This is a genomic window from Sulfurimonas sp. (assembly GCF_029027405.1).
Lineage (GTDB): Bacteria > Campylobacterota > Campylobacteria > Campylobacterales > Sulfurimonadaceae > Sulfurimonas.
In genome coordinates, this window is record NZ_CP093396.1 from 459,808 (window position 1) to 485,158 (window position 25,351).

A 25,351-nucleotide genomic window follows, 5' to 3' on the forward strand; every position below is an offset into this window, starting at 1 on the left:
CGACCTATTTGATAATGAGTGGCTCGGCGATGTTAGATAAAGAGGAAAAAGCTTCTTTAGTTGAGGTTAATTCCACTAGCGAAGTTCATAGTAACACAGTGAAGTGAACCATGTTGTTTTATGAGAGTAGAGCAATTGATACCAATGATTTCTCTATTTTTAAAGGTATTTTTAAAAATATCTAAAGCTTCTACATCTTGTTTAACTCCATAGGTAGGAACTAAAACAGCACCATTTACAAAAAGAAAGTTTGCATAAGTAGCGGGTAATCTTTTACTATCTTCATAGATAGCATCTGTCATTGGAAGTGCGATTAAATTTAGTTTTAGCCTAGATGCAAACTCTTTGAGTTCATCCTCCATCTTTTTTAACTCTTCAAAATGTTCATCCACTTCATCTTCACATTTAACATACATAATAGTCTTAGCATCTACAAATCTTGCAAGTGTATCTACATGTGAGTCGGTATCATCACCTGCTAAATAACCATGATTTAAATATAAAATTTCACTTGCTCCAAACTCATTTTTCAGTTTTTTAGTTATTTCATTTTTACTCATTTTTGGATTTCTATTTTTATTTAACATACAAGTTGAGGTAGTAAGAATTAAGCCGTCACCATTACTCTCAATCGCTCCACCTTCTAAAACAAAGTCTATTGTTTGCATCTGAGCTTTGTAATATTTTTTTATATCTCTACTTAAAAGATTATCTTTTTCAAACTCAAACTTTTCTCCCCAAGCATTAAAAGTGAAGTTAAGAAGTTTTACTTCATTTGAATCTTTGATAGATAAAGCAGAACAATCTCTTGCCCAAGTATCATTACTTTCATACTCTACGAAAAAAAGATTATCATTTTTGTCAAAAAACTCTTTTACGGCTCTTAGATTTCCACATATTACTAAACATTTTTGGTACTTTATAATAGAGTTGATTATGTTTATAAAAGTGTTTTGAGCCTCATCTAAACACTCTATCCAATCAGTTTTTTTATGAGGAAAGATTACTTGAGTAAAACTTTGCTCCCCAAATTCTGCGATTAAGTGTTTCATAGTGTATAATTCCTTTATGGCTTACATAACTTTAAATAAAAATAATTTTTTTAATAACCTTGATATTATCACAAATCATGCTAAAAGCAAAGATAAAGTAGCGATAGTTTTAAAAGACAACGCTTACGGACATGGACTTCTTGAAATAGCATCTATGGCTAAAGAATATGGCATAAAAAAAGCAGTTGTTCGCTCTGAAATAGAAGCAAAAAAAATAGAGAAGTTTTTTGAATATATTTTAGTTTTAGCGGATTATCCATCAGAAGTAAATGATAAAATAAGATATACAATTAACGATATAAATTCAATTGGGAAGTTTACAAAAGGAACTAAAGTAGAGCTAAAAGTTGATTCAGGGATGCATAGAAATGGCATAGATAAAAGTGAATTAAAACTAGCATTTTTAAAAATAAAAAAAGCAGGGCTTAATTTAGAAGCTGTTTTTTCGCATCATAGAAGTGCTGATGAGTTAACAAGTGAATGGTTTTGGCAAAACTCTAATTTTAAAAAGATTAAAGCCGAGGCAAAAAAGTTAGCTAAAGAATTTGGTTTTAACTCACTTAGATTTCATTCAGCAAACTCGGCATCTCTACTTAGAACTTTAGATTTTAATGAAGATATGGCAAGGGTTGGCATCGCTGTTTATGGTTGTCTAGATGCTAATGAAGAATTATTACCTGTTCTTTGTTTGTACGCAGATAAAATATCTTCAAGAGATGTCAAAAAAGGTCAAAAAGTCGGCTATGGAGCAACTAAGATAATTGAAAAAGATTGTACCGTTTCAAACTATAACTTTGGTTATGCTGATGGATTTTTTAGAACACTCTCAAACAACTTTACAACTCCAGATGCAAAAGAGTTAGTTGGAAGAATATCTATGGATAATAGTTCATTTATTAGTGAAGATGAAAAACTTTTAATTTTTAATGATGCACGAGTTGTTGCTCCATTGGTAGGAACTATATCTTATGAAATATTAACATCTTTAAAAGCAGATTTAAAAAGAGAGATAACTTAAGGTAAAATCCTGCTACTCTGCCTTGTTAGCAGTTTATATTTCAATGTCTAGTACAATTTTAACTTGTTTATCTATCTCAAGTATCTCTTGATAAGTAAGTTTAGTAAGGAAACCTTCCAAGATTCTTTGATTATCTAAAGCTCTTATTTGGTCACATAGGACATCACTTGTTTTATCTAACTTATCTCTTTTAGTAATTCTATATCTTAAAGGGTAAGCATTATCTATTAAAACAGTTGAAATTGGTAAAATAATAGTTGTAGGGTGTTCACACTCATTTAAAATATTTGTTTGATAAATTAAAACAGGTCTTATTTTGCCAACTTCATTCCCTTTTTTAGGGTTAAGTTTAGCTAGATATATTTCACCTTTTTGAAACATTATAGACCATCATTTACAGTAGGTTCAAATTCCTGAGAGATTTTTAAACTCTCTTCTCTTACTTTAAAAGAAGCATTTTTTATTTGTTCTTTAAGTCTTTCTTTTTCTAAGGCATCTTTATAGTAAACAACTGCTTTTCTAATTAAATCACTCTTCGTTGTATGTAAAGTCTTAACCATATCTTCTAATGTGTTATAGAATGTATCATCGGATTTTAAAGTAATTGTATGCATAATTCATCCTTTTTCTCTTATTATAGAACAAATTATCTTAAAGTAATATTTTAGTAATACCGTAGTGCTAACGGTTGAGAACAAAAAAATGTTCCTTTATTAAGATTTTCTAAACATTGCTCAATTTCACTAGCTGGTTGATTACGACAGTTATATTCTGCCCCATATTGTCCACTCTGTTTTGTTATATCTTTTGTATTTTACACCTTAAAAGTAGAGATTCGTTCATAAGGGTGGCAATTCATGTTCATCATTAGCAATTTTGATGGCTAATTTTTTATTTTCAATACTTATATTAATATGTTCCATTAGTTTGTGAACAAGTACTTTTCTATTTTTAGAATTTTCTTTTTGTATTTTAATAGCTATTAAATCTTTACCTTGGCAAGTTTTCTTTAAAGCCTTCCAAGTGTTTATATTATCATTATTAATCACACTTGCTAATAATAAGGAAGCTTTCTTTTCATTTAAAGAAGCTAATGTTATTTTGTTTATTTTCATATCTGAATCATGATTATCTTTGCTAATGTGCGATACTCTTTCTTGTTCTGTAGTTAAAGATTTCTTATATAAAAAAATAAATTTATTTATCTCTTTACGTATTTTATTAAATTTAGTCTGATTGCATTCAAGTGCAAATAAGTTTGTAGATATTAGTGCTATTATTAAGAGAGAGAGTGTTTTTATTTTTAAGTTCATATATTTCCTTGTATTTTTATAAATAGGCTTATTAAAACTTCCAAATAATGTAGCCTTTTGGATATAACGGCAGGGGCTGAGCTCTAAACGAGCAACCAACCAATTGTAGTATTCCGCTACGCTACATACAACAATTGGCAGGAACCCACACTAAGCCATCATCCAGAAATCCATAAGTGGATTTATGAAGTATGACTTACTGGAGCTCAGCCCCTGCCGTTGTACGTTTCCGTTCCGCGGGAACATACAACTACTTAATCAACAAACACTATAGCGAAAGTAGACTTAATATAGAAAAACAAAGGAACACCTAGAGTGTTCTATTTAAAATCAAAGTTAATCAATTCTATGATAAATTGCCATATTTTTAAAGTTTGTTGATATTTTTTATTACTGAATTGTCAATTATTTGGACATTAGTGTAGATTGATTTATTAAATTTAAGAATTAAAGATATAGATATAGATTTGGATTTGATAAAGCGTATGTTTGGGATTCTAAATCGTTAAAAGAGAGATAGTTTAAAAGATGTCACTAAGGTAAAATCCTTCTACTTTGCCAATATCTACTCTTCCAATACGGATTGCTCATACTAGAAATGCTAACTCCATTTTTTTGTGAAGTATGCATAAACTTGCCTTTTTCTATAACTATACCAGCATGGCGTGAGTTATAGCCTGTTTTAAAAAAAACTAAATCTCCTTCTTTAGTGGTATTTTTACTAATAAGATAACCTTTTTTTACTTGATCTTTTGTGGTTCTAGGAAGTCTTATGCTAAAAGCATCTCTATATACTATTTGAATAAGAGAAGAACAGTCTAAGCCATTTTTATTAATTCCACCATATTTGTATGGCGTGTGGTACCACTTTTTATACTCATGATATAGAGCAGTTGTTATCCAGTTTTGTTTTTTAGGTTTGTATTTTGGTTGTTCTTTATTCTTTATAATTTTTGAGGAAGTTGCTGGCTGTGAGTGTTGTCTCAGTGTTCGTGAAGAGCATCCACTAAAAAGAAGAAGGATAGATGCTATGAGTAAAAGTCGTAGCATCTCAAGAGTTTATCTTAACTATTGCATTGGAAAATATAACTCCATCTACTCCAATAATTGCTAATTCTTCTAACTCACTTTCATCTTCTACCTGAATTAATATTTTTGCATCAAAGAGGTAGTCATTGGCGATATTTTGAGCTGTTTTTGCTAACTCTTTAGGGATTACAATAAAGGAAGTTCCTAAAGAGGAAGCATATATAATTTGAGTTATATTTTTTACTCCAAGAGCTAAAGTTATTTCATTGCTTGTAGCATGATTGATAGTTTCTAAATTATCTTCACTAAAATTAAGAAATATAGTTGAGTTAGGAGGTGTTTTAGATATAGCATCTATGTTTGTTACATGGTAAAAAATATCGCTTTGTATAAATCTATGTCCATATATCAACATTATGATTTCTCCACGCACTCTTTTGAGCAATAGTATTTGTTGTTACTCAAAATTGTATCATCAAGCTCGCAGTAGATGCCACACTCTTTACACTCTATCATGTCATTACTCTGTTTATCTTCTTTCTTGCGAGTTTCTTTTTTTTGTGCTACTTTAGGTTTTTTCTTAATAAAAACAAAGTAAACAAAGGCTATTACTCCTATTACAACTAGATATTTTATCATTATATATTTTCTCCAATAAGTAAGTAGTGTCTATTTTTAGTTTTTATAATTTTATGTTTAATGCTATCATTAATTTCATCATAAACTTTTTCGCCTTTATAAAAAAGGAGTTTAGAATTTTCATCTCTGAAGTTTTTACTTAAATCTAGCAGCATATTTGTATCAGTTACTGCTCTTGATGTGATAAGCTCAAAGATTTCACTCTCCATTTCCTCAACTTTCATTTTTACAACTCTAACATTTTTAAGACCTAAGTCAGCTTTTATAAATTGCAAAAAACCAGCTCTTTTTTTTAGAGGTTCTACTAAAGTAACTTCTGTTTGGGGCATAGCCATTGCAAGTATCATTCCTGGAAAACCAGCACCAGTTCCAATATCTAAAAGATTTTTTGTTTTCTCTAAAAAAGTAAGAGGAAAAATAGCATCATAGATAAATTCATCTATAGTTGATTCATCTTTAGCACCTGTTAGGTTATGAATTTTGTTCCATTTAAAAAGATGTTCTTTGTACTTTTGAATATTATAAAAAAAGTCATCTGGTAGTTCTATGTTTTCTTGTTCGATAGTAGTTTTTAGGTTCAATTTATTGCCTTAAAATTATGAAAATATACTTTTAAGTGATTTAAATAAACCACCTTCTTCAACTAACTCTTTTATAAATTCATCATAAGTTATTTTGTTTCTATCTAAAAATCCTTGAAAATATTTCAGCGAATCATGTGTTCCATCTCTTTTTTCTATCTCTAGAAGTTTTTCATAAACAAGAGTCATTTTATCTATTGCTTTTTGTGGAGGTGCTTTTCTAAAAGATGAAAAAGCAATGATTTTATCTGTTTTATGATCTCTTATCATCTCAAAATCTGCAACAACCCAATAGTAGCGTCCATCTTTGGCCAGATTTTTAACAACAGCAGTAATGCCTTTACCTTTTAAAAGTCTATCCCACAGCATTGTAAATACTGCTTTTGGCATGTCAGGATGTCTTAGGATGTTATGTGATTGACCTATAAGCTCAGACTCTTTATAGCCAGATACTTTCATGAAATAATCATTAACTTCTATAATGATACCTTTTTTATCTGTTTTAGAGATTATGTATTTTTTTGTACTAAATTTTATTTCAGTATTGATCGGTGTTGGTCGTGTCAAAGTAGGTCTCCTGAAAAAATTTAGATTATTATATACTTTTTTAAATAAAATTATGTAATAATATGAACAAAATAAAATAAATGTGAATATAATGGATAAAGAAAAAACAGTAGAATCATTTCAAAATGCTAAAAAAGTATATGAGGAACAGATGGAAAAACTTGAAGTTGCAATGGATGGATCAAATATAAAAATACCAACAGCAGCCTTGCAAACAGCCTATGTTTTTGGTAAATGGCTTTACCTTGGAAATGATGATTTAAGGTCAATATTAGGCTCACTTTTTTATGATAAAATTGAAATACTTCATGTCAGATGGCATGAAGAATATATAAAGACATTTGATATTTTTTTTCAAAAACAAAAAAAAGGTTTCTTTCAAAACGCATTTGGAAATTCAAAAGTAAGTGGAATGGAACTAGAAAAAGCAAATAGTTACTATAAAGAACTTAAAGTAATTACCAAAGAACTTATAAAAACAATAGATTCTTCTGAGCGAAGATTAGGTGCTTTAGCTGAGTCTAAATTTAACTAAAATTACAGTAGATGCCCAAGTTCATCTTTTTTTATATTTAAATAATCTTCATTGTGAGTATTTGATTTCATAATTATAGGAACTCTTTGTACAATCTCAATATCACTAATAGAACTAATTTTATCTGGATTATTTGTAAGTAATTTTATTTTTTTTATGCCAAAGTGATGAAGTATATATGTAACCATCTCATAAGTTCTCTCATCAGTACGAAAGCCTAGTTGATGATTTGCTTCTACTGTATTTAGTCCATCATCTTGAAGAGCATAAGCATTTATTTTGTTTAAAAGACCAATATTGCGTCCCTCTTGTCGTAAATAAATAACCATTCCATTGGTTTTATTTGCCAGATTTAGTGCGTATTCAAGTTGTTCTCCGCAATCACACTTTAAACTACCTATAGCATCTCCTGTTAAACATTCTGAATGAACCCTAACTATAGGCACTTCATCTAAGTTGTCTTTATATATTACAAGATGTTCTTTTGCCCCTTCTTTAAAGGCTTTTACTTTGAAGTGACCAAATTTTGATGGTAAGTTTGCTATTTGTGAAATCTCTATATTCAATTAATGTACCCTAATTTAAACATTCAACCCAAATTATGCGAATAGAAGATTAAAACTTTACCTATCATTGCACACTAGGCACATTCATTGAAAATTTACACCACCAATAAGGTGGCTTAAAATTTTCACTAAACACCCCTAGCATACAAGCATAGGCAAATTTTATAAATCTCTATTGCATAATCTGGGTTAAAACGATAAAATAAATTTTTCAAAATTATAGCTAAAAAAGGTTTATTATGTTTCAAAGATTTCGTAGAACTCGTTTAAATAATCATCTTCGTGCCTTAGTAAGAGAAACAAATGTGAGTGTCAATGACTTTATTTACCCACTTTTTGTTCGTTCTGGTGAGAATATTAAAACAGAAGTAGCATCTATGCCTGGAGTATTTCAGATGAGCTTAGATGAAATTTTAAAAGAGTGTGGGGAGTTGAAAAAGTTAGGGCTTTATTCTATTATTTTATTTGGCATTCCTGATGTAAAAGATTCTATTGGTTCTGATTCTCTTTGTGAACATGGAATTATTGCTTGTGCAATTCGTGCTATAAAAAAAGAACATCCAGAGATGTTTGTTGTTACAGACCTTTGTTTTTGTGAATATACAGACCATGGACATTGTGGAATTATAGATGCTGAAAATGAAACAGTAAATAATGACGCGACTTTAGAAATATCAGCACAGCAAGCTCTTATACACGCAAAAGCTGGAGCAGATATGATAGCACCTTCGGGAATGATGGATGGAATCATACAAACGCTTAGAAGTGCGCTAGATGCTAATGGTTATGAAAACTTGCCAATAATGGCATACTCTACAAAATTTGCATCTGGATATTATGGACCATTTAGAGATGTTGCAGAATCTACTCCATCTTTTGGAGATAGAAGCTCTTATCAAATGGATCCAGCCAACAGAAGAGAAGCTATAAGTGAATCTATTTCAGATGAGGTACAGGGAGCAGATATACTTATGGTAAAACCTGCTCTTGCTTACTTAGACATAGTTCGTGAAATCAAAGATAATACTTCACTTCCAATGGCTGTTTATAATGTAAGTGGCGAATATGCCATGCTGAAAATAGCAGGGTTAAATGACCTGATTGATTATGATAGAGTTGTAATGGAAACCATGGTTTCTTTTAAAAGAGCAGGAGCAGATATAATTATCTCTTATCATGCAAAAGAAGTTGCTAAAATGCTTCAAAAGCAAAATTAGGGTATAATAAATGCTTTTTTTAAAAAAGAATTTTAGTCAAAGGATTTTCATTGCGACATTTTTTAACATTACAAGATTTTACTAAAGAAGAGATATTAGAAATTATTGATATTTCCCTTGATATAAAGAAAAATCTAAAATCTAAAATTTATAAAAAAGAGTTAGAAAATCAAACACTTGCAATGATTTTTGAAAAAAGTTCAACAAGAACTAGAGTTAGTTTTGAAACAGGTATGTCACAGCTAGGTGGTCATGCTCTGTTTTTATCAAACCGTGATATTCATTTAGGTCGTGGAGAACCTATCAAAGATACAGCAAGAGTAATCAGTTCTATGTGCGATATGGTAATGATTAGAACTTTTGAGCAATCAATGATAGAAGAGTTCGCAAAATTCTCAAAAGTACCAGTTATAAATGGTTTGACAGATTCTTTTCATCCTGTACAACTTTTAGCAGATTATATGACTTTAGTGGAATATGAATCTAGTGAAGATATTGTTTGTGCTTATATTGGTGATGGAAATAATATGACTCATTCTTGGATGATACTTGCTGCAAAACTTGGTTTTGAGCTAAGAATAGCAACCCCAAAAGGTTATGAAGTTGATGAAAATATCTTACAAGTTGCACTTCTTTTAGCAAAAGAAAGTGGAGCTGTTATAAAAACTATGCATGATCCTTGTGAAGCAGTTAAGGGTGCTAGTGTTGTTACAACAGACACTTGGACTTCAATGGGAAAAGAAGAAGAAAAAGAGGATCGTATAAATATTTTTAAAGGTTTTATGGTAAATGATAAGATGATGCTCTTAGCAAAAAAAGATGCTAAGTTGTTGCACTGTTTACCGGCATATAGAGGATTAGAAGTTAGTGAGAAAACTTTTGAAGAACATTCAAAAATTATTTTTGATGAAGCAGAAAATAGACTTCATGCTCAAAAAGGATTAATGGTTTGGTTGGATAAACAAAGATAAACTCTTTGTTTAAATCCATCCTTTTGAATCTTCTAAAATCACCTTATTATTTATGTTATAAACTTCAATAAGTTGTGAAATTAAGCTTGTCCCTTGATTGAAGTAATTATTTGTATTTAAATTAATATTTTTTTCCTCTAAAACATCTTTTTTTGTTAAAGATATATAAGTTTTAGTCGCTTGTTCAATTTGAGCAAGTTTGATAGAAATATTTGTATTAAATTTTTTGCCATTTTTTGATAATACATTTTGCATATCTGCCAGTAGAGTTGAGCTTAAGATTTGTATCTCATTTATAATAGCTAGCATCTGAGCATTTTGTTTTGGAGTAATTTTTCTTTTTGCAACAATTCCAGAACCCATTCCTCTCATTTGTCCAACATACTCAGTAAAAGGTAAAATCACTTCCATCATAATAGTTGATAGTTCCTGACCTAAAGGATTTAACTCATTTGAACCACGCTTAGAAACACTTTGTGCAAGCATTAAAGTTTGTTCTATTAATTCTGTATATTTGCTAAATACACCAGCAGGTTCTCTATTAAATGCTACTCTATTAAGTGATATTAATGATTGAGATATTGAAGTTGCTCTAGAGTTTATAATAGGGTCAGCAGCTAATGGAAGTGACTCCATTATTCCGATTGCTTTCTTCATATCTTTTCTTGTTCCATAGACTAAGAGCATAGAGGTTGTATTACCATTTAGGTAATTGTTTGTTAAACCTCTTGTTTTTTGAGTTGCTATTACTAAGTCTTTAAGAGCACCAATGTATTTTGAGTTTTCTTTTTGCCCAGAATTACTAAATAAAGATTTTGCATTTAGTGTAAATATCAAAGTCATTACTAGAAGAAGTATACGCATGATTTTATCCTTAGTCGTTTAAATGCCACATTGTATCACTTTTTTTTGTTAGTAACTAATTCCGGTCACATTTCTTATTGTTTCTATCATTGGAGAGGCTATTTCTTTGGCTTTTTTTGAGCCAAGATTTAAAATGTCTCTAACTTCATCTTGATTTTTTTCATAGTAAGAGCGTTTTTCTCTAAATTCTGCAAAATATTCCCACATTACTTCCCCAAGATATAGCTTGAAATGCCCATGACCTTCTTTACCATTCTTGTATCTATTTTGAAGTTCTACAAGTTCATTTTGATTTAAAAATAGTTTTGCCATATTGTAAACATTACAATTTTTATATTCTTTTGGCTCTTCCATGGCTACATTTTCAGTTACAATTTTTTTGATAGTTTTTAATTGCTTTTTTTGCTCACCAAAAATATTTACAATATTTCCATAACTCTTTGACATCTTTTGTCCATCAATACCTGGAACAGTTTGTACTTCTTCTTGAACTCTAAACTCTGGAACTGTTAAAATATCTCCATATTTATTGTTAAACTTTATTGCCACATCTCTAGCGATTTCAACATGTTGAATTTGGTCTTTTCCAACAGGAACTATCTCAGAACCAAAGATTAAAATATCTGCTGCCATAAGAACAGGGTATGAAAACAATGAGTGATTTGTAGCTTGTCCTCTGGCAGTTTTGTCTTTGTAACTATGCGCTCTCTCAAGCAATCCCATTGGAGTGAATGAAGATAAAACCCAGTATAACTCAAGTACTTCTTTTACATCTGACTGAACCCAGAAGGTTGATTTATTTGGGTCTATACCAAGTGCTAAAAAATCAGTTGCACACTGCATGGTAAGTTCACTTAATCTTTTTCCGTCATTTATACTAGTTTGCGCATGATAGTTTGCTATAAAGGCAAAAGTATCATTATCCTTTTGCGCATCTACCATCTGTTTTATAGAGCCAAAATAGTTTCCAATATGTAAATCACCAGATGGTTGAATACCAGTTAAAACTCTTTTCATATTTTAAAATCCTAAATTAATTTCTTGTATTATACCAATCTCAGCTTTATTCTGTTATTATAAAAGTATATATATAGTGGCTATGAGCTACTAAATAAAGGATTTATTATGAATGTACAAATTCGCGCAAAAGATATTACTCTTAGTGCTAACAACAAAGCACACATCGAGTCTGCTATTGAAGGTTTTTCAAAATATACACTGGATATAACTACGGTCAATGTTAATGTTAAAGCTGAAAAAAAAGGTATTTCTATTGAGTTTGATATTCATATCGCTCATGCTTCACCTGTTGTAATAAACCAAGCAGATGATAACCTAGATGCTGCTATAGATTTAGCAATTGACAGAACTTCAAAAGCTCTTCGTCGTTTACACACAAAGGTTATTGAGCATTCTAATGCATCTATAAAAGATTTAGAAACTCTTGACACCTAGTTTATTATTTAGGAATCATATTTGAAATATTTAGTTTTATTATTTTTATTTTTAAGTTTGAGTGCAGATAAAGATTATTCTCTTAGATTTGCTCATGGTAAAGTTACAGATAGTACCTTCGGAGAAGTTCTATTTTTAGATATAAAGCCATATCCCGAGGATTTAAAAGTAACTGCCTTAGATGGCGGTTATGCTTTAAAAAAACGGGCTTTTGATTTACCTTTTGATATTTATGCAAGAGCAGGTTTCGCTCAGTTTGATGAAGCAGGTTTACAAGATGATATATACGAAGGAACTCTTTATCTAAAAGCTTATTGGAATATAGATTTTTTAAAAAATCGAGTTAGAATAGGTTTAGGTGAGGGTGTTTCATATACAAGCGGAATCCTTTATGTAGAAAAAAAAGAGGCAATAGACAATAATGACAATAATTCTAAAATCTTAAACTATATGGAAGTAAGTGTTGATTTTGATTTAGCAAAACTTATACGCTATAAGCCTTTAGATGAACTATACCTAGGTTTTACCCTAAAACATCGTTCAGGTGTCTTTGGTTTAATAAATGATGTTGAAAAAGGTGGTTCTAATTATTATACTTTTTCAATAGAGAAGAATTTTTAATTAGATGAATATTATGGATTATTATTTATGGATAGTTGTATTTCATATTATGGCAGTTATGTCATGGATGGCAATGCTTTTTTATCAACCAAGATTATATGTATATCACACAGAGCATAAAAACAAACCAGATTTTGTAGAAGTTATAAAAATTCAAGAATATAAAATGTACAAGTACATAGGACTTCCTGCAATGTGGGCAACGGTAATTAGTGGAATTTGGATGCTATTTCTTAGACCTGATTTATTAGAAGGGGATATATGGATGTACGCTAAAATCTTAGTAGTAATTTCCCTAATGGCATATTCATTTTCTTTAGAATATTATAGAGTAGAGCTAGAAAAAGAAAACTATTCTAAAAGTGGAAACTTCTTTAGAGCTTATAATGAAGTACCAACTGTATTGTCTTTGTTAATTGTAGGGTATGTAGTTACTAAAACATTTTCTTTTGCTTTTACTTTTATAACATTGGCAATTGGGGCTTTTGTGATTTACAGAGTGATAAAACAAACACCTAAAGATGCATAGAAGGAACTATTTTCCTTCTACTTCTCACCTTTCTTTTTAGCTTTAAAAAGAACTGGTGTTCCAGTAAAGTTAAAAGCTTCTCGTAGTTTATTTGTTAAGTACCTTCTATATGTAAAGTGAAGACCACTTGGTTTGTTCATAATAATTGCAATTTTTGGTGGTCTTGTTTCATACTGCGTTGCGTAGTAAATTCTTATAACTTGCCCACTCACACTTGGTAGAGTATGTCGTCTTAGAGCTTTTTCTACAACTTCATTTATTTTTGAAGTGGAGATGCGTTGAGAGTAGTTTTCATTTATCTCTAAAATCATCTCATGCAGTTTATCAACTCGTTGGTGTGAAAGAGCAGATAAAGTGATAATAGGTGCATAAGCTAAAAATTTAAATCTATCTCTAACTTCTTTTAGGATTTTATCATGTTCCTCTTTTTTAGAAATGTCCCATTTATTTAAAACGATGATAGATGCTAATCTGTTGCTATCAACTAAACCAGCAATCTTTTCATCTAAATCTAAAAATGGCTCACTAGCATCTAGAACAATCAGAGCCATATTCGCACTTTCTAGCATCTCTGTTGTTCTCATCAGAGCGTACTTTTCAATGCCTAAAATCTTACCTCTTCTTCTTAAACCTGCTGTATCAACAAAGGTTATTTGTTTGTCTTTATAATTTACAGTTTCGTCAATTGGGTCAATAGTAGTTCCTGCAACACTACTTACAACAGAGCGTTCTTCTCCTAAAAGGGCATTTAAAAGTGAACTTTTTCCAACATTTGTTCGTCCGATAATTGCAATTTTGATGTGATTTACATCATTTTCATCAAACTGTTTTATTAAATCATTTTGAGCAAAGATAGAGTTGTCTACTTCTTCACTTTCATCCCAGTAAGTAAATCCATCATCTTCTTCATCTGTATGAGAGTATTTAGCAAAAAAATCATCATCACTAATCTCATCTTCTGTGATTTTAGTTAGCTCTTGTTCCTCGCCATCTTCTTTTACGATATCACTATCTGGAACTTTTGAAGCTATCCATTCAAGCAGTTCAACTGTGTTTCTGTTGTGTGAAACAGAGATTCCAAATATAGCATCTGTACCAAACTCATAATAATCCCAAAGTTTTTCTTTCATTTTGTCGTTGTCAATTTTGTTAACAACTAATGCCATATCTTTACCCATAGATTGAAGTTCGTAAAAAAGTTTTTTATCTTCTTCTTCAGGAATGCCTTTTCCATCAACCATATAGAGTATGATATCCGCTTTGTAAGCAGCTTTAAGTGACATCTCTTTTATCTTATCAAATAACTCGCAACCCTTATCTAATCCACCTGTATCAAGAAGTTCAACTTGTTTATTTATAATAATTGTGTTTCTTCTTTTCACATCTCTTGTTGTTCCAGCTTGCTCTGATGTTATTGCATCTCTTTTTTTGATTAGTCGATTAAAAAGTGAGCTTTTTCCAACATTTGGACGACCGATTATTGCGACTTTTTTCATGAGTTAGAACCTTGTAGTAATAGAAGTAGAAATATTTGTGGAAGTATAGCTAAAAAAAAGTTTTTTTGATTGTTAGCAAGCTTAGCTTGCTAACGGATAACGGAAAGAATTTAGTCTATTACTATCCATACAAAAAGTTCACAATTAGTCAGTTGGAAATTCTTTATCTAGGCCTTCTAAAGCATTTTTAGATTGAAATTGTTGCCATAGAGCTTGGTCATTTTTAAAACTTGTTTTAACAGCTTTTTTAACTTCACCATTTACAGTAGCTTCAGGAACTGTAACTAATACATATAAATTACCAGATGGTGAAGTCCAAGTATCTACAAGCTTTGAACCTTGTAAGTCAACTTTTGCTATTTGCTTTGAAACAGCAGTATTTACTTGATCTACAGTTTCTCCATCAGCAACACCAGTTGTACGAGTGAATGTTTCAACTTTGTCTTTTACTTGAGACTTGATTTGTTGAACTAAATTACTTCTGCCATCTGCTATAGCAATTTTTCTCATATGACCCATACCAGCAACACTCTTGTGAGCGATACCAACACCAGCATAATTACCTTCAACCATAGGGACACAAGTCCATTTCGGAGCTAAAACATTTTCTTGTTTGCAACGGAAATCCGCTTCTTCTTTTAGTTCTGGGGCTGTACTACTACAACCTGTAATTGTTGCAACTACTAAACCTGCTAATGCGATTGACGATAAAGTTTTGATCATTTTGATCTCCTTTTTTATTATGCTTGATTATACTATTAGTAATCTTATAACAATTTTTATTAACTATGTAATTTCTTTCATATTTACTTGAAATTATGTTTTTTGTATAGGCACTAGGATTCCATTATTTTTAACTACTTATAAATACTAATTGGAATATCACTATGGGCTTCGATTAAGTCTCTTTTTATATGTTACATTAGATTGTTAGTTTATAAAAATATTTTAAAATTTATAGGAAGTATAAGTTTATATTTGATATATTATGTTAATTTTACTAAATAAGGTACATTATGGATAATTCAATTTTTATGACAATTAAGGGTAGTACACAAGGTTCCATTTCAGAAGGTGCTTTTACGCCTGAATCTGTTGGTAATATTTATCAAAATGGTCATGAAGATGAAATATTTATCAAGACATTTAACTATGGTTCTGCTGTTCCTGTAAACACTGCAACAGGTCAGCCTTTTGGAAGAAGAACACATGAGCCTTTAAGCATTGTAAAATATTTAGATAAAAGTTCTCCTCTTCTAGCTGAAGCTTTAAATAAAGGCGAAACACTTACTAACATAGAATTAAAGATTTATAGAACTGCTTATACAGGCAAACAAGAACATTTTTATACAATTGCCCTGGAAGATGCAATTGTTGTAGATATTAATGCCTTAAACACTGAAGAAGAAGGTATTTTTGAAAATGTTAACTTTGTATATAGAAAAATATCATTACGACATGAAATTGCTAGTACATCTAGTTCAGATGATATTAGAATGGGTGTTGATGGTTAATGAGCTGGGTTTATAGTCAATCTACTGGTTTTTTAAAACATAACGGAAAAGTGGTATTTAAAGATGGTTATTCGGGTAAAGGAAACTATAAAAATAAACCTGCAATGCAACATATTGCCGATAAAGGTCCCATACCTAGAGGTTTATATACAATCCAAAGTCCTAGATACAGTGGTGTAACAGGACCTTATTCTATGCCTTTAGTTCCTAAAGGGCATAATGCTTTAGGAAGAACATTCTTTCAAATTCACGGGGATAAAATAAGTGATCCAGGAAATGCATCTACCGGATGTATAATTTTAGGAAAAACGATTCGTCAGAAAATTTGGAAAAGCTTAGACCATACATTAGAGGTAGTTAGATGAAAATACTTTTAACAAATATTTTATTCATTTTTAGTTTACACGCTGAACATGCTTATGATTGTAGTGGTATTAATAATTACGCAGCAAGAACAGTTTTAAATTTTGAAAAGAGGCATATATATGAAATATAAGACCATACTGATAATATTCGTTTTGTTTTTTTCAAATGTATTAAACGCGAGTGGAATGCTATCAGGAGAAGTGTTATTAAGTGAAGTAAATGCAAGTGGAGTACAAGTTATCAAAGGTATAGCTCCAAACGGTATAGAGTATTTAGAAACAAAAATAAAATCGCATACAGGAGCACCAATAAACGAAGGGTCTTGTGGGGAGATAAGCTACTGCTATAAAAAAAATATTTATATTGTGTATACCACTAATTTACTTGGTCATGGCTATGAGTTATCTAAAAACCAAGCAAAAAATATTAAATGTATCAAAACAAATAAAAAAATTATAGGCAAAAATAAACTTGGTCTGTATATTGGCATGACAAAGACAACTCTTGAGACATTGTTAAAAGTTAAAAAAATAAAAAATAAACAAACAATTATCTGGATAAAAGAACTAGAGGACAATGGTACTAAATATGACCGGCAAACATATTTAAAACTATTATTTATAGAAAATAAGCTTGTATATTTATCAGTTTTTACAACCGAAACAACATAGTAGGGGGGGTGTCATAAAGCTTAAGGTAAATGATTTATTAAACAAAACTGTATTAGATAAACAAATGAATGAAAATGAAATATGTAAGTTACTACATGGTAGATTTTTTGTATATTTTATTAAGTTAAGTATCTTTAACGACCTTGACCTATACCAACGGCACTCTTGTGAGCGATACCAACACCAGCATAATTACCTTCAACCATAGGGACACAAGTCCATTTCGGAGCTAAAACATTTTCTTGTTTGCAACGGAAAACCGATTCTTTTTTATTATGCTTAATTATACTATTAGTAATCTTACAACAATTTTTATTAACTATGTGCTTTGATTAAATTTTAGTATAATACTTTTATGAAATATTACTCTTATGAAGATTTTAAATGTGACACAAAAAAGTTACTATTGAATGTAAAAGCATTTGAAGCGGAAGTTATAGTTGGCATCGCAAGAGGTGGACTGACCTTATCTCATGCTATTGCTGAAGGTTTAGATATTCGTGAGGTTCAAACTCTACGAACAGAACTTTATGATAAAACTTGTAAAAGAGAGATGCTTAGTATTTTCGGAGATTGTAATTTTCAAAATATTTCTAGAGTTTTAGTAGTTGATGATATAGCAGATAGCGGAGATACTTTAAAAGCTATCATGGAACATTTAAGAGCAAAATACAAGAATATAGACTTTAAAGCAACTACACTTTTTTATAAAAAAACATCTGTTTATGAGCCTGATTTTTGGGTAAATGAAGCAGATGAATGGATAGACTTTTTTTGGGAACGGGATTTTAAGGTAAACGCACTTTAGCTTAAATTATTTTTTGACCTTTTTTATCATCTCATAGGCCTGATTTATTTCTTGAGTTTTTGCAGTTGCTTTTTGCATATAATCTTCACCTTTGTTTTGAGATTTTATGATGTCTGGATGATATTCTCGTACAAGTTTTCTGTATGCTTTTTTGATAACACTCATTTCATCACTCTCGTGTACACCTAAAAGTTTATAAGCATCTGCGATATTTGCTTTAGGGTGGATATTTTTCATCATTTTCTCAAACTGGTCAAATATTGCATGGTAAGCATTTGGGTCAAACTCAAAAGCTTGTGCTATTGTTTGTAAAACATCATCTTCACTTTGAGAAACTTCACCGTCAATGAAGGCTAGTTGGATTAAAAAGCCCATGAACTGTTGTTCTTTCGCTTTATCTCTTTTTATCGCTTGACCTAGAGCTTGAGCCACTTCTTCCAGGTTATCACTTCTATCTTTTTCTTCATCAAAAATCTGTTTAAGTATATCTTTTGTTTTGCTTGGTTCTGGAAAAACTGCAGAAATATCATCAAACATTATGCCAACAAGCTGGGCTTCGAGTGCATCAACTTTTCCATCTGCCTTAGCAACTTTTGCAACTAAAGCTACAAAAAGACCTAAATCACTTTTTTGTAAAGATTCTTTAGAAACAGAGAAGTTTTTAAAAGCTTCTTGAGAGTAGTTTGTAAAACGAGCGTAACTTTTAAAAACTTTGTATAAAATGTATCCAATGATAAATAAAATTATTAAATTACTCATGATTTTTCCTATGTAGATTAGTTTATTTTGTGATTATATAAAATGCAAGTTAATAGATGGGTATAATTGCATCTATGAAACTAATAAAAAATTTAAATAATGGCGTAAAGTATATGCTTATGGCATCTTTTACTTTTGCCATAATGGGTGCATTAGCAAAACTTGCATCTGGACATATGTCTTCACTCGAAGTTGTGTTTTTTAGAAATATATTTGGTGTCGCTCTTATAAGTTATGCAATATATAAAAAGCCAATGACTAATAGCGGAGGGAAACCTTATTTACTTCTTTTTCGTGGAACCATGGGTTTTACTGCACTTCTAGCATACTTTTACAACATAGCAAATATACCGCTAGGAGATGCCGTAACCTTTAGTAAAACAGCTCCTATCTTTACTGCTATTTTTGCTTGGTTTTTTTTAAAAGAAAAACTTTCTACTTCTGCTTGGTTTGCGGTGTTTATAGGATTTGGCGGTATAGTTCTTATTACTCAGCCAAGTAGTATGGGTTTTACTAAGTATGATTTACTTGGTATATTTAGCGGAATTGGAGCGGCTTTAGCTTACACTTCAGTTAGAGAACTTAGAAAGTTTTATGACACAAGAGCCATTGTTTTATCTTTTACTCTTGTGGGAACTATTGGACCGATAATCCTTTTTATACTCTCAGAATTTATAACAAATCCAGACTTAGATTTTATGCTTGGTAAGTTTATCATGCCAACTGGCATTGTTTGGTTATATGTTGTTGGGCTTGGTATTTTAGGAACTTTTTCTCAGTATTTTATGACAAAAGCTTATGGCGAAACTAAGGCAGGAATAGTTGGAGCTGTAAGTTATACAAACATCATTTTCGCTATTTTTGTAGGTCTATTATTGGGTGATTCTTTACCAACTATGACAACAACCTTTGGAATTGTTTTGATTGTTTTTGCCGGTATAATGGTTGCAAAAGCTAAATAGGGTTATTCTCTATTTTTCCAGTAATTTGGTTTTCTGTTGAGTTGCATAACGGCTAAAATAATAATCTCGTCGTCTCTTTGGTAGTAAATAACTCCAAATGGAAATCTATTTGTTAAACATCTTCTTATATCTTCATCTAGCTTTTGCCAAGCAGTTGGAAACTCTAAAACTCTTTGTATTGTTTTGTAAACTTCGTATGCAAACTCTGAACCAAGGTCTTCTTTGCATTCTTGATAATAATCAACGGAAGCATTTAATTCTAGTTCAGCATCCGGATGAAAAGAATATGTCATTTATGAATTGAGTCTTTTAGATATTTTTTTGAAAACTTCATCTCCATCAACAAGGGATACATTGTTGGATTCAATATCAGTTTTTCTTTGGTTCACTTCTTTTATCCATAGTGCATCTATAGAAGAATTTGCAGGTGTTATACTAGCTAATATTTTATCAACAATTTTAGTTTTTAAATCTATTGGTAAAATATCTATCTCATCAAAAAGTTGTTCTTGTTTTAAAGCCAACATAATAAACTCCTACTTTTATATATACACCATTATATCAAAATGATATATATTTTAATAAATAAAATTTATTGAATCTATTTTATTAAGAGTTACACCTAGGGAAAGGTAGAACGAGAAATGATTTGTTACACGAACCAATCTCTAATATCTTTATATCCTTTATTGCAGATAAGATTATACATTTGAATTTTATTAATAAATGAATTTGAAAATTTTTCTTCTTGTTCGTGAGGTAAACCACAGTTATCAGGATTACTATAAATTACATGATACCTACAATATAATGGTCTATATTCATATATTGAACATAAATCATTTTTTAAAAAAGGACAATTATTAGTATGCTTATTTGAAATCTTATTATTGTTTGTATATTGTATTTTAGTCATTTTGGAGATATAATTTGCTTCCAACTCTGTAATTTGAATATCCATCTTGCAACATCTAGAGCATCCTTTAGAACAACTAATAACTTTATCTTGAGTTGAAACTATTTTATCAATATATTGATATATTTCTTGTAACAAGTTAATATTATCTTTATTTAGAGATTGAAGTTTCGGTTTTATATTTTCAAATTCAAATACTAATGATTGTGGCATTGGTGGTATATTTTCAGGTAAAATTTTAAACTCCTTTGTATAACTATTTATTCATTCTGATTATAGTGAACTAATACTTAATATAAACAAATAAAATATCCTCTTTAAAGTGATAACTAATTTATTTTTGATGCTTAATTATCATCTTTTCAATGTCCTTTTAAGACAGAAATAACCATTATGTGGACATTATATTAATATAAACTAGCAGTATATCAATTAAAGGAGATATGATGTTAGTTCAAAGTAAACTACCGAATTTTCTAATCTGCAAAATAGTGTAACAAACTCTCAAAAAGATAAACTGATAGGTCATTCAAGTCAAGATATATCAGATACAAAAAAAGAATTAATCACAAATTATATAACAAATGCATCTACCCTTGTAACAGCAACATTGGGGAGAAACAGTTATGGAACTATTATCGATATTGAAGCTATTACAGAAGAGAAAATTATAGAGTTTAAACAGGTAAATATAAAAAGAAAAGTAGAAGTGGCATATCCTTTGGGTAGTTCATTCTAGTGGTTTATTATATCTAGTGAAATGAAAATCTATATGCTTGTGGCTAGAGCTAAATAACTTTAGATTAATTCCAATATGATATAATCTTTCTTTATTTTATGGGAGAATATATGACATTATTAACAGGACCTTGTGTCATTGAGAGTGAAGAAAATATTTTTAAAATAGCTAAGTCGTTAGAGAAATATTATAATGATGATGCGATTGATTTTTATTTTAAAGCTAGTTTTGACAAAGCAAACAGAACATCATTAGAGAGCTTTCGTGGGCTTGGGATGGAAGAAGGTTTAAGAATTTTACAAAAAGTAAAAGATGATTTTGGATACAAAATTGTTACTGATGTGCATGAATCTACTCAAGTAAACGCTGTTGGAGAGGTAGCAGATATGTTACAAATCCCTGCTTTTTTATGTCGTCAAACTGACTTGTTAGTTGCGTGTGCAAAGACAGAGCGTAAGATTAATATTAAAAAAGGACAGTTCTTAAGTGGAGATGCTATGCTTTATCCAGTTTTAAAAGTGCTTCAAACTCGTGGATGCTCAGATGCTACTTATGAAAACTCACTAAAATATGGTGTTTACCTTTGTGAGAGAGGAAACTCTTTTGGTTATGGAAACATGGTTGTAGATATGAGAAACTTAGTAACTATGAGAGAATTTGCACCAGTGATTTTTGATGCAACTCACTCTGTTCAGATGCCAACAGCTAAAGATGGTAAAACAGGTGGAGATAGTTCAATGGTTCCATACTTAGCATCTGGAGCAGCTGCGGTTGGTGTCGATGGATTCTTTATGGAAACACACTTTGACCCAAGTGTAGCTTTAAGTGATGGACCAAATATGGTCAAACTTGAAGAGTTAGAAGCTTTAATAAGCAAAATCAAAAAAATACAAGAAATATAAGGAATATAAATGAAGTTAGTTGAAGGTAAGTTAAAAGTAATAAACGGCAAAAAAATTGCGATAGTTAGCACAAGATGGAATCACTTTATAGTTGATAGATTGGTTGAAGGGGCAGAAGATGCTTTCAATCGTCATGGTGGAAATGAAGATGAATTAACTCATGTTTTAATCCCTGGAGCGTTTGAACTTCCAATGGTTGTTGACCAACTATTATCTAGTGGAAAATATGATGCAATTTGTGCTTTAGGTGCAGTGATTCGTGGAGCAACTCCTCACTTTGATTATGTTTCTGCAGAAGCTACAAAAGGAATTGCTACTATGAGTTTAAAGTATCAAAAACCAGTTTCATTTGGTCTGCTTACTACTGATACAATCGAACAAGCGATAGAAAGAGCTGGAACAAAAGCTGGAAATAAAGGTTTTGAAGCGATGACAACTGTTATCGAGATGCTAGACCTTTATGAGAATATTTAATGGCGACTAGACATCACGCTCGTATGGCTGTTGTAAGCCTACTTTATGCTTATGATTTGGGAAATGGAAATATTGCCGAACATACAGATGAGATTTTAGAAGAAAAAAAAATTCGTAATAAACAAAAAGATTTTGCCTTAGGACTTTTTTCAGGAGTAATGGATAATCTTGAAGCTTGTGATAAGGTAATAATTGAACACTTAAAAGAGTGGGATTTCCAAAGATTAGGGAGCATAGAAAGAGCTACTCTTAGACTTGCTACTTATGAGATTTTATTTGGTGAGTTAGATTCTGCTGTTGTTATAAATGAGGCAGTAGAAATTACAAAAGCTTTTGGAACTGAGCAATCTCCAAAATTTATAAATGGTGTGCTTGACGCCATCTCAAAAGATAAATAAAGGCATGGATAATATAACAACAAAAGCTGGACAATGCAAAAAAGGTTAAGTAATGAAGAAGCCCTTGATTTAATCAAAAATGCTGATTTAAAAGAACTTGGTCGCTTGGCAAGTGCAAGAAAAAAAGAGCTTCACCCAAAAGGTATAACTACCTTTGTAGTAGATAGAAATATAAACTACACCAATATCTGTTGGGTTGATTGTAAGTTTTGTGCTTTTTATAGACATGAAAAAGATGTAGATGCTTATGTTTTAACATTTGAGGAGATAGATGCCAAGATAGATGAACTTTTAGAAATAGGCGGAACTCAGATATTATTTCAGGGTGGAGTGCACCCAAAGTTAAAAATAGAGTGGTATGAGGATTTAGTTGAGCATATTCACACTAAGTATCCGAGTATTACTATTCATGGATTTTCTTCTATTGAGATTGATTTTATAGCTAAAGTTTCTCGCATTAGCGTTGAAGAGGTTTTGGAGCGTTTAAAAGTAAAAGGTCTGGCATCTATCCCTGGTGCTGGAGCGGAGATACTTAGTGATGAGGTTCGTGATATTATAGCACCAAAGAAAATAGACTCAAAAGTTTGGATAGATATACATAGAAAAGCTCATAAACTTGATATTATGTCAACGGCGACAATGATGTACGGAACTGTTGAAAGCGATGAAGACATAATAAAGCACTTTGAAATGATTAGAAAACTTCAAGATGAAACAGGTGGTTTTAGAGCATTTATTATGTGGAGTTTTCAGGGTCAAAATACTGAGCTTTTACGACTTATTCCAGATATGGAGAAACCAACTTCTAACCGATACTTAAGACTTTTAGCTGTTGCTAGACTTTACCTGGATAATGTGCCTAATATTCAAAGTTCTTGGGTCACTCAAGGAGCATATATCGGACAAATGGCACTTAGATTTGGGGCTAATGATTTAGGCTCAACTATGATGGAAGAAAATGTTGTAAGCAGTGCAGGGGTAACAAATACAATGGCAAAAGAAGAGATGATAGAGCTTATCCGAGATATAGGTGAAACACCAGCTGTGAGAGATACAGCTTACAAAATACTAAAGAAGTTTTAATGAAATACCTTTTAATATTACTAATGACAGGACAGATGATAATGGCAACAACAATACAATATATGCAAGTAGATGGGTTGAAAATACCTTTGATTTTTGAAGAAGATAAAAGACTTCCACTTGCAACAATGCAGTTTGTTTTTAAAAATAGTGGAACTATAACGGACACAACTAAAGCAGGTTTAGCAAGATTTAGTGCAAGAGTTATGAGTGAAGGAACGAAAAAACTTGGTTCGTTAGCATTTGCTGAAGTTTTGGAAAGTAAAGCTATTCATATATCTGCATCTGCAGGTAAAGAAACTTTTGTTATGGAAGTTGGAGCATTAAAAGATGAGTTTAACCAAGGACTTAAATATTTTGCTTCTCTATTAGAAGACCCAAACCTTTCAGATGAGGTAATGAGCAAAATCAAAACAACAACAATAGGCTCACTTAGTGCAAAAGTAAATGATTTTGACTATGTAGCATCTAATGAGTTAAAAGCACTTTTATTTAAAAACACACCTTTAGCAAATCCATCTTCTGGAACTATAAAAAGTGTTCAGAGCATAAAATTAAATGATGTTAAAGCATTCTTAAAAGAGCATTTAGTAAGTTCTAGACTTATTGTAGTTGTTGGTGGAGATGTAGATATACAAAGTGTAAAGGTTAAAATAAAAAATATTATAAAAGCTATGCCAAAAGGTGAGATGAAAGCTTTAAAACATTATGAAGTTAGTAAAAAAGCTACTCAAAACATCTTAAAAAGAGATACAAAACAAGCTTATGTTTATTTTGGTTCACCTTACAATATGAATGTTGATTCTAAGGATTATTATAAGGCGAGAGTTGCAACTTTCATCTTAGGAACAGGTGGTTTTGGCTCAAGACTAATGGAAGAGATAAGAGTTAAAAAAGGTTTAGCATATTCTGCTTATGCAAGGGTAAGTGTAAGTAAATCAAGTTCATATATGACAGGTTATTTACAAACAAAACTAGAGTCACTTGAAGAAGCTCAAAAAACTGTTAAAGAAGTTGTAGCTAAGTTTGTAAAAGATGGTGTTACAAAAGAAGAGTTAGAGCAAACTAAAAAGTTTCTTTTAGGAAGTGAGCCATTAAGAGTTGAAACTATGGGACAAAGACTTAACAGAACTTTTATGGAGTTTTACAAAGGTCAAGAGTTAGGACATTCAGCACTAGAACTTAAAAAGATAAAAGATTTAAAACTAAAAGATTTAAATGAGTTTATTAAAAGTCATAAAGAGATTTTAGAGATGAGTTTTGCGATAGTTACAAAATAGTTTAAAAATATGACAAATTGCAAAGT

The 25,351-nt window shown here is 30.9% G+C and carries 36 protein-coding genes; 18 read left to right on the forward strand and 18 right to left on the reverse strand.

From position 1 onward, the window contains the following. Nucleotides 1–56: 56 nt before the first annotated feature. On the reverse strand, nt 57–1,052 hold the full coding sequence (locus tag MOV42_RS02365; protein WP_324172215.1) for an agmatine deiminase family protein: 996 nt from the start codon (nt 1,050–1,052) through the stop codon (nt 57–59). Nucleotides 1,053–1,068: 16 nt separating this feature from the next. Here MOV42_RS02365 and MOV42_RS02370 point away from each other — a divergent pair, with 16 nt between their 5' ends. Continuing rightward, nucleotides 1,069–2,070 (forward strand): alanine racemase, encoded by a 1,002-nt coding sequence (locus MOV42_RS02370; protein ID WP_324172216.1) that lies wholly within the window; start codon nt 1,069–1,071, stop codon nt 2,068–2,070. A 33-nt stretch (nt 2,071–2,103) separates the two neighbouring features. Here MOV42_RS02370 and MOV42_RS02375 read toward each other — a convergent pair whose 3' ends face one another. From MOV42_RS02375 to MOV42_RS02410, 8 genes are all read right to left on the reverse strand, one after another. Beyond that, entirely contained in the window at nt 2,104–2,451 is a 348-nt protein-coding gene (locus MOV42_RS02375; RefSeq protein ID WP_324172217.1) for a type II toxin-antitoxin system PemK/MazF family toxin, read from the reverse strand. After that, complete coding sequence (locus MOV42_RS02380) at nt 2,451–2,684, reverse strand: DNA-binding protein (protein ID WP_324172218.1); 234 nt, start codon at nt 2,682–2,684, stop codon at nt 2,451–2,453. The genes MOV42_RS02375 and MOV42_RS02380 overlap by 1 nt, the downstream gene beginning before the upstream one ends. A 225-nt stretch (nt 2,685–2,909) precedes the next feature. After that, the gene (locus MOV42_RS02385) at nt 2,910–3,383 is read right to left on the reverse strand and encodes a hypothetical protein (RefSeq protein WP_324172219.1); all 474 of its coding nucleotides are present in this window, start codon (nt 3,381–3,383) and stop codon (nt 2,910–2,912) included. Nucleotides 3,384–3,917: 534 nt separating this feature from the next. Beyond that, entirely contained in the window at nt 3,918–4,433 is a 516-nt protein-coding gene (locus MOV42_RS02390) for a C40 family peptidase (RefSeq protein WP_324172220.1), read from the reverse strand. 1 nt (nt 4,434) lies between these two features. Beyond that, on the reverse strand, nt 4,435–4,827 hold the full coding sequence (locus tag MOV42_RS02395) for a hypothetical protein (RefSeq protein ID WP_324172221.1): 393 nt from the start codon (nt 4,825–4,827) through the stop codon (nt 4,435–4,437). Next, entirely contained in the window at nt 4,827–5,051 is a 225-nt protein-coding gene (locus tag MOV42_RS02400; RefSeq protein WP_324172222.1) for a PP0621 family protein, read from the reverse strand. The genes MOV42_RS02395 and MOV42_RS02400 overlap by 1 nt, the downstream gene beginning before the upstream one ends. After that, complete coding sequence (gene rsmG, locus MOV42_RS02405; RefSeq protein ID WP_324172223.1) at nt 5,051–5,632, reverse strand: 16S rRNA (guanine(527)-N(7))-methyltransferase RsmG; 582 nt, start codon at nt 5,630–5,632, stop codon at nt 5,051–5,053. The genes MOV42_RS02400 and rsmG overlap by 1 nt, the downstream gene beginning before the upstream one ends. A gap of 15 nt (nt 5,633–5,647) precedes the next feature. Then, nucleotides 5,648–6,199: a PAS domain-containing protein gene (locus MOV42_RS02410; protein WP_324172224.1), complete on the reverse strand. Its 552-nt coding sequence runs from the start codon at nt 6,197–6,199 to the stop codon at nt 5,648–5,650. 91 nt (nt 6,200–6,290) lie between these two features. On the opposite strand from MOV42_RS02410, the gene MOV42_RS02415 reads away from it, so the two are divergent. After that, the gene (locus tag MOV42_RS02415) at nt 6,291–6,734 is read left to right on the forward strand and encodes a hypothetical protein (RefSeq protein WP_324172225.1); all 444 of its coding nucleotides are present in this window, start codon (nt 6,291–6,293) and stop codon (nt 6,732–6,734) included. Between the two features lie 2 nt (nt 6,735–6,736). Here the strand turns inward: MOV42_RS02415 and ribA are convergent, their stop codons facing one another. Beyond that, nucleotides 6,737–7,300 (reverse strand): GTP cyclohydrolase II, encoded by a 564-nt coding sequence (ribA, locus tag MOV42_RS02420; protein ID WP_324172226.1) that lies wholly within the window; start codon nt 7,298–7,300, stop codon nt 6,737–6,739. Nucleotides 7,301–7,539: 239 nt separating this feature from the next. Between ribA and hemB the strand changes: the two genes are divergently transcribed. After that, complete coding sequence (hemB, locus tag MOV42_RS02425; protein ID WP_324172227.1) at nt 7,540–8,517, forward strand: porphobilinogen synthase; 978 nt, start codon at nt 7,540–7,542, stop codon at nt 8,515–8,517. Between the two features lie 50 nt (nt 8,518–8,567). Beyond that, nucleotides 8,568–9,488 carry an ornithine carbamoyltransferase gene (argF, locus tag MOV42_RS02430; protein WP_324172228.1) on the forward strand — a complete coding sequence of 307 codons (921 nt, stop codon included), beginning with the start codon at nt 8,568–8,570 and terminating at the stop codon, nt 9,486–9,488. A gap of 9 nt (nt 9,489–9,497) precedes the next feature. Here argF and MOV42_RS02435 read toward each other — a convergent pair whose 3' ends face one another. Further along, nucleotides 9,498–10,352: a nitrate- and nitrite sensing domain-containing protein gene (locus MOV42_RS02435; RefSeq protein ID WP_324172229.1), complete on the reverse strand. Its 855-nt coding sequence runs from the start codon at nt 10,350–10,352 to the stop codon at nt 9,498–9,500. A 48-nt stretch (nt 10,353–10,400) separates the two neighbouring features. Next, nucleotides 10,401–11,369: a tryptophan--tRNA ligase gene (gene trpS / locus MOV42_RS02440; protein WP_324172230.1), complete on the reverse strand. Its 969-nt coding sequence runs from the start codon at nt 11,367–11,369 to the stop codon at nt 10,401–10,403. 108 nt (nt 11,370–11,477) lie between these two features. On the opposite strand from trpS, the gene hpf reads away from it, so the two are divergent. The 3 genes from hpf to MOV42_RS02455 are packed head-to-tail and all read left to right on the forward strand — an operon-like array spanning nt 11,478 to nt 12,957. Further along, nucleotides 11,478–11,807: a ribosome hibernation-promoting factor, HPF/YfiA family gene (hpf, locus tag MOV42_RS02445; protein ID WP_324172231.1), complete on the forward strand. Its 330-nt coding sequence runs from the start codon at nt 11,478–11,480 to the stop codon at nt 11,805–11,807. Nucleotides 11,808–11,828: 21 nt separating this feature from the next. Further along, nucleotides 11,829–12,428, forward strand: a complete 600-nt coding sequence (locus tag MOV42_RS02450) for a hypothetical protein (RefSeq protein ID WP_324172232.1) — start codon at nt 11,829–11,831, stop codon at nt 12,426–12,428. Between the two features lie 13 nt (nt 12,429–12,441). Further along, entirely contained in the window at nt 12,442–12,957 is a 516-nt protein-coding gene (locus MOV42_RS02455) for a CopD family protein (RefSeq protein WP_324172233.1), read from the forward strand. A gap of 17 nt (nt 12,958–12,974) precedes the next feature. Here MOV42_RS02455 and der read toward each other — a convergent pair whose 3' ends face one another. Both der and MOV42_RS02465 read right to left on the reverse strand, forming a co-directional pair. Beyond that, nucleotides 12,975–14,453 carry a ribosome biogenesis GTPase Der gene (der, locus tag MOV42_RS02460; RefSeq protein WP_324172234.1) on the reverse strand — a complete coding sequence of 493 codons (1,479 nt, stop codon included), beginning with the start codon at nt 14,451–14,453 and terminating at the stop codon, nt 12,975–12,977. Between the two features lie 144 nt (nt 14,454–14,597). Continuing rightward, a complete protein-coding gene (locus MOV42_RS02465; RefSeq protein ID WP_324172235.1) occupies nt 14,598–15,176 on the reverse strand; it encodes an LPP20 family lipoprotein in 579 nt (192 codons plus the stop codon). 293 nt (nt 15,177–15,469) lie between these two features. Between MOV42_RS02465 and MOV42_RS02470 the strand changes: the two genes are divergently transcribed. From MOV42_RS02470 to MOV42_RS02485, 4 genes are all read left to right on the forward strand, one after another. Then, on the forward strand, nt 15,470–15,967 hold the full coding sequence (locus tag MOV42_RS02470) for an Hcp family type VI secretion system effector (RefSeq protein WP_324172236.1): 498 nt from the start codon (nt 15,470–15,472) through the stop codon (nt 15,965–15,967). After that, a complete protein-coding gene (locus tag MOV42_RS02475; protein ID WP_324172237.1) occupies nt 15,967–16,332 on the forward strand; it encodes a tlde1 domain-containing protein in 366 nt (121 codons plus the stop codon). Before MOV42_RS02470 ends, MOV42_RS02475 begins: the two co-directional genes overlap by 1 nt. Nucleotides 16,333–16,452: 120 nt before the next feature. Further along, on the forward strand, nt 16,453–17,004 hold the full coding sequence (locus tag MOV42_RS02480) for a hypothetical protein (RefSeq protein WP_324172238.1): 552 nt from the start codon (nt 16,453–16,455) through the stop codon (nt 17,002–17,004). 355 nt (nt 17,005–17,359) lie between these two features. Beyond that, nucleotides 17,360–17,812 (forward strand): phosphoribosyltransferase, encoded by a 453-nt coding sequence (locus tag MOV42_RS02485; RefSeq protein ID WP_324172239.1) that lies wholly within the window; start codon nt 17,360–17,362, stop codon nt 17,810–17,812. 6 nt (nt 17,813–17,818) lie between these two features. On the opposite strand, the gene MOV42_RS02490 is transcribed toward MOV42_RS02485, so the two are convergent. Then, entirely contained in the window at nt 17,819–18,571 is a 753-nt protein-coding gene (locus tag MOV42_RS02490; protein ID WP_324172240.1) for a TerB family tellurite resistance protein, read from the reverse strand. 56 nt (nt 18,572–18,627) lie between these two features. Here MOV42_RS02490 and MOV42_RS02495 point away from each other — a divergent pair, with 56 nt between their 5' ends. Continuing rightward, entirely contained in the window at nt 18,628–19,533 is a 906-nt protein-coding gene (locus MOV42_RS02495) for a DMT family transporter (protein ID WP_324172241.1), read from the forward strand. A 2-nt stretch (nt 19,534–19,535) separates the two neighbouring features. On the opposite strand, the gene MOV42_RS02500 is transcribed toward MOV42_RS02495, so the two are convergent. The 3 genes from MOV42_RS02500 to MOV42_RS02510 form a co-directional block, all read right to left on the reverse strand. Beyond that, the gene (locus MOV42_RS02500) at nt 19,536–19,826 is read right to left on the reverse strand and encodes a type II toxin-antitoxin system RelE/ParE family toxin (protein WP_324172242.1); all 291 of its coding nucleotides are present in this window, start codon (nt 19,824–19,826) and stop codon (nt 19,536–19,538) included. Further along, nucleotides 19,827–20,060, reverse strand: coding sequence for an addiction module protein (locus MOV42_RS02505; protein WP_324172243.1), 234 nt, complete (start codon nt 20,058–20,060; stop codon nt 19,827–19,829). It lies immediately after the preceding gene. A gap of 125 nt (nt 20,061–20,185) precedes the next feature. Then, complete coding sequence (locus tag MOV42_RS02510) at nt 20,186–20,662, reverse strand: YkgJ family cysteine cluster protein (protein WP_324172244.1); 477 nt, start codon at nt 20,660–20,662, stop codon at nt 20,186–20,188. A gap of 397 nt (nt 20,663–21,059) precedes the next feature. Here MOV42_RS02510 and MOV42_RS02515 point away from each other — a divergent pair, with 397 nt between their 5' ends. The 6 genes from MOV42_RS02515 to MOV42_RS02540 all read left to right on the forward strand — a co-directional run bounded on the left by MOV42_RS02515 (nt 21,060) and on the right by MOV42_RS02540 (nt 25,325). Then, the gene (locus MOV42_RS02515; protein WP_324172245.1) at nt 21,060–21,188 is read left to right on the forward strand and encodes a hypothetical protein; all 129 of its coding nucleotides are present in this window, start codon (nt 21,060–21,062) and stop codon (nt 21,186–21,188) included. A gap of 110 nt (nt 21,189–21,298) precedes the next feature. After that, nucleotides 21,299–22,090 (forward strand): 3-deoxy-8-phosphooctulonate synthase, encoded by a 792-nt coding sequence (kdsA, locus tag MOV42_RS02520; RefSeq protein ID WP_324172246.1) that lies wholly within the window; start codon nt 21,299–21,301, stop codon nt 22,088–22,090. Nucleotides 22,091–22,099: 9 nt separating this feature from the next. Then, nucleotides 22,100–22,564: a 6,7-dimethyl-8-ribityllumazine synthase gene (ribE, locus tag MOV42_RS02525; protein ID WP_324172247.1), complete on the forward strand. Its 465-nt coding sequence runs from the start codon at nt 22,100–22,102 to the stop codon at nt 22,562–22,564. After that, nucleotides 22,564–22,962 (forward strand): transcription antitermination factor NusB, encoded by a 399-nt coding sequence (gene nusB, locus MOV42_RS02530; RefSeq protein ID WP_324172248.1) that lies wholly within the window; start codon nt 22,564–22,566, stop codon nt 22,960–22,962. The genes ribE and nusB overlap by 1 nt, the downstream gene beginning before the upstream one ends. A 33-nt stretch (nt 22,963–22,995) precedes the next feature. Then, nucleotides 22,996–24,045: a dehypoxanthine futalosine cyclase gene (locus tag MOV42_RS02535; protein ID WP_324172249.1), complete on the forward strand. Its 1,050-nt coding sequence runs from the start codon at nt 22,996–22,998 to the stop codon at nt 24,043–24,045. Next, nucleotides 24,045–25,325: a pitrilysin family protein gene (locus tag MOV42_RS02540; protein WP_324172250.1), complete on the forward strand. Its 1,281-nt coding sequence runs from the start codon at nt 24,045–24,047 to the stop codon at nt 25,323–25,325. Before MOV42_RS02535 ends, MOV42_RS02540 begins: the two co-directional genes overlap by 1 nt. The last annotated feature ends 26 nt before the right edge of the window (nt 25,326–25,351 follow it).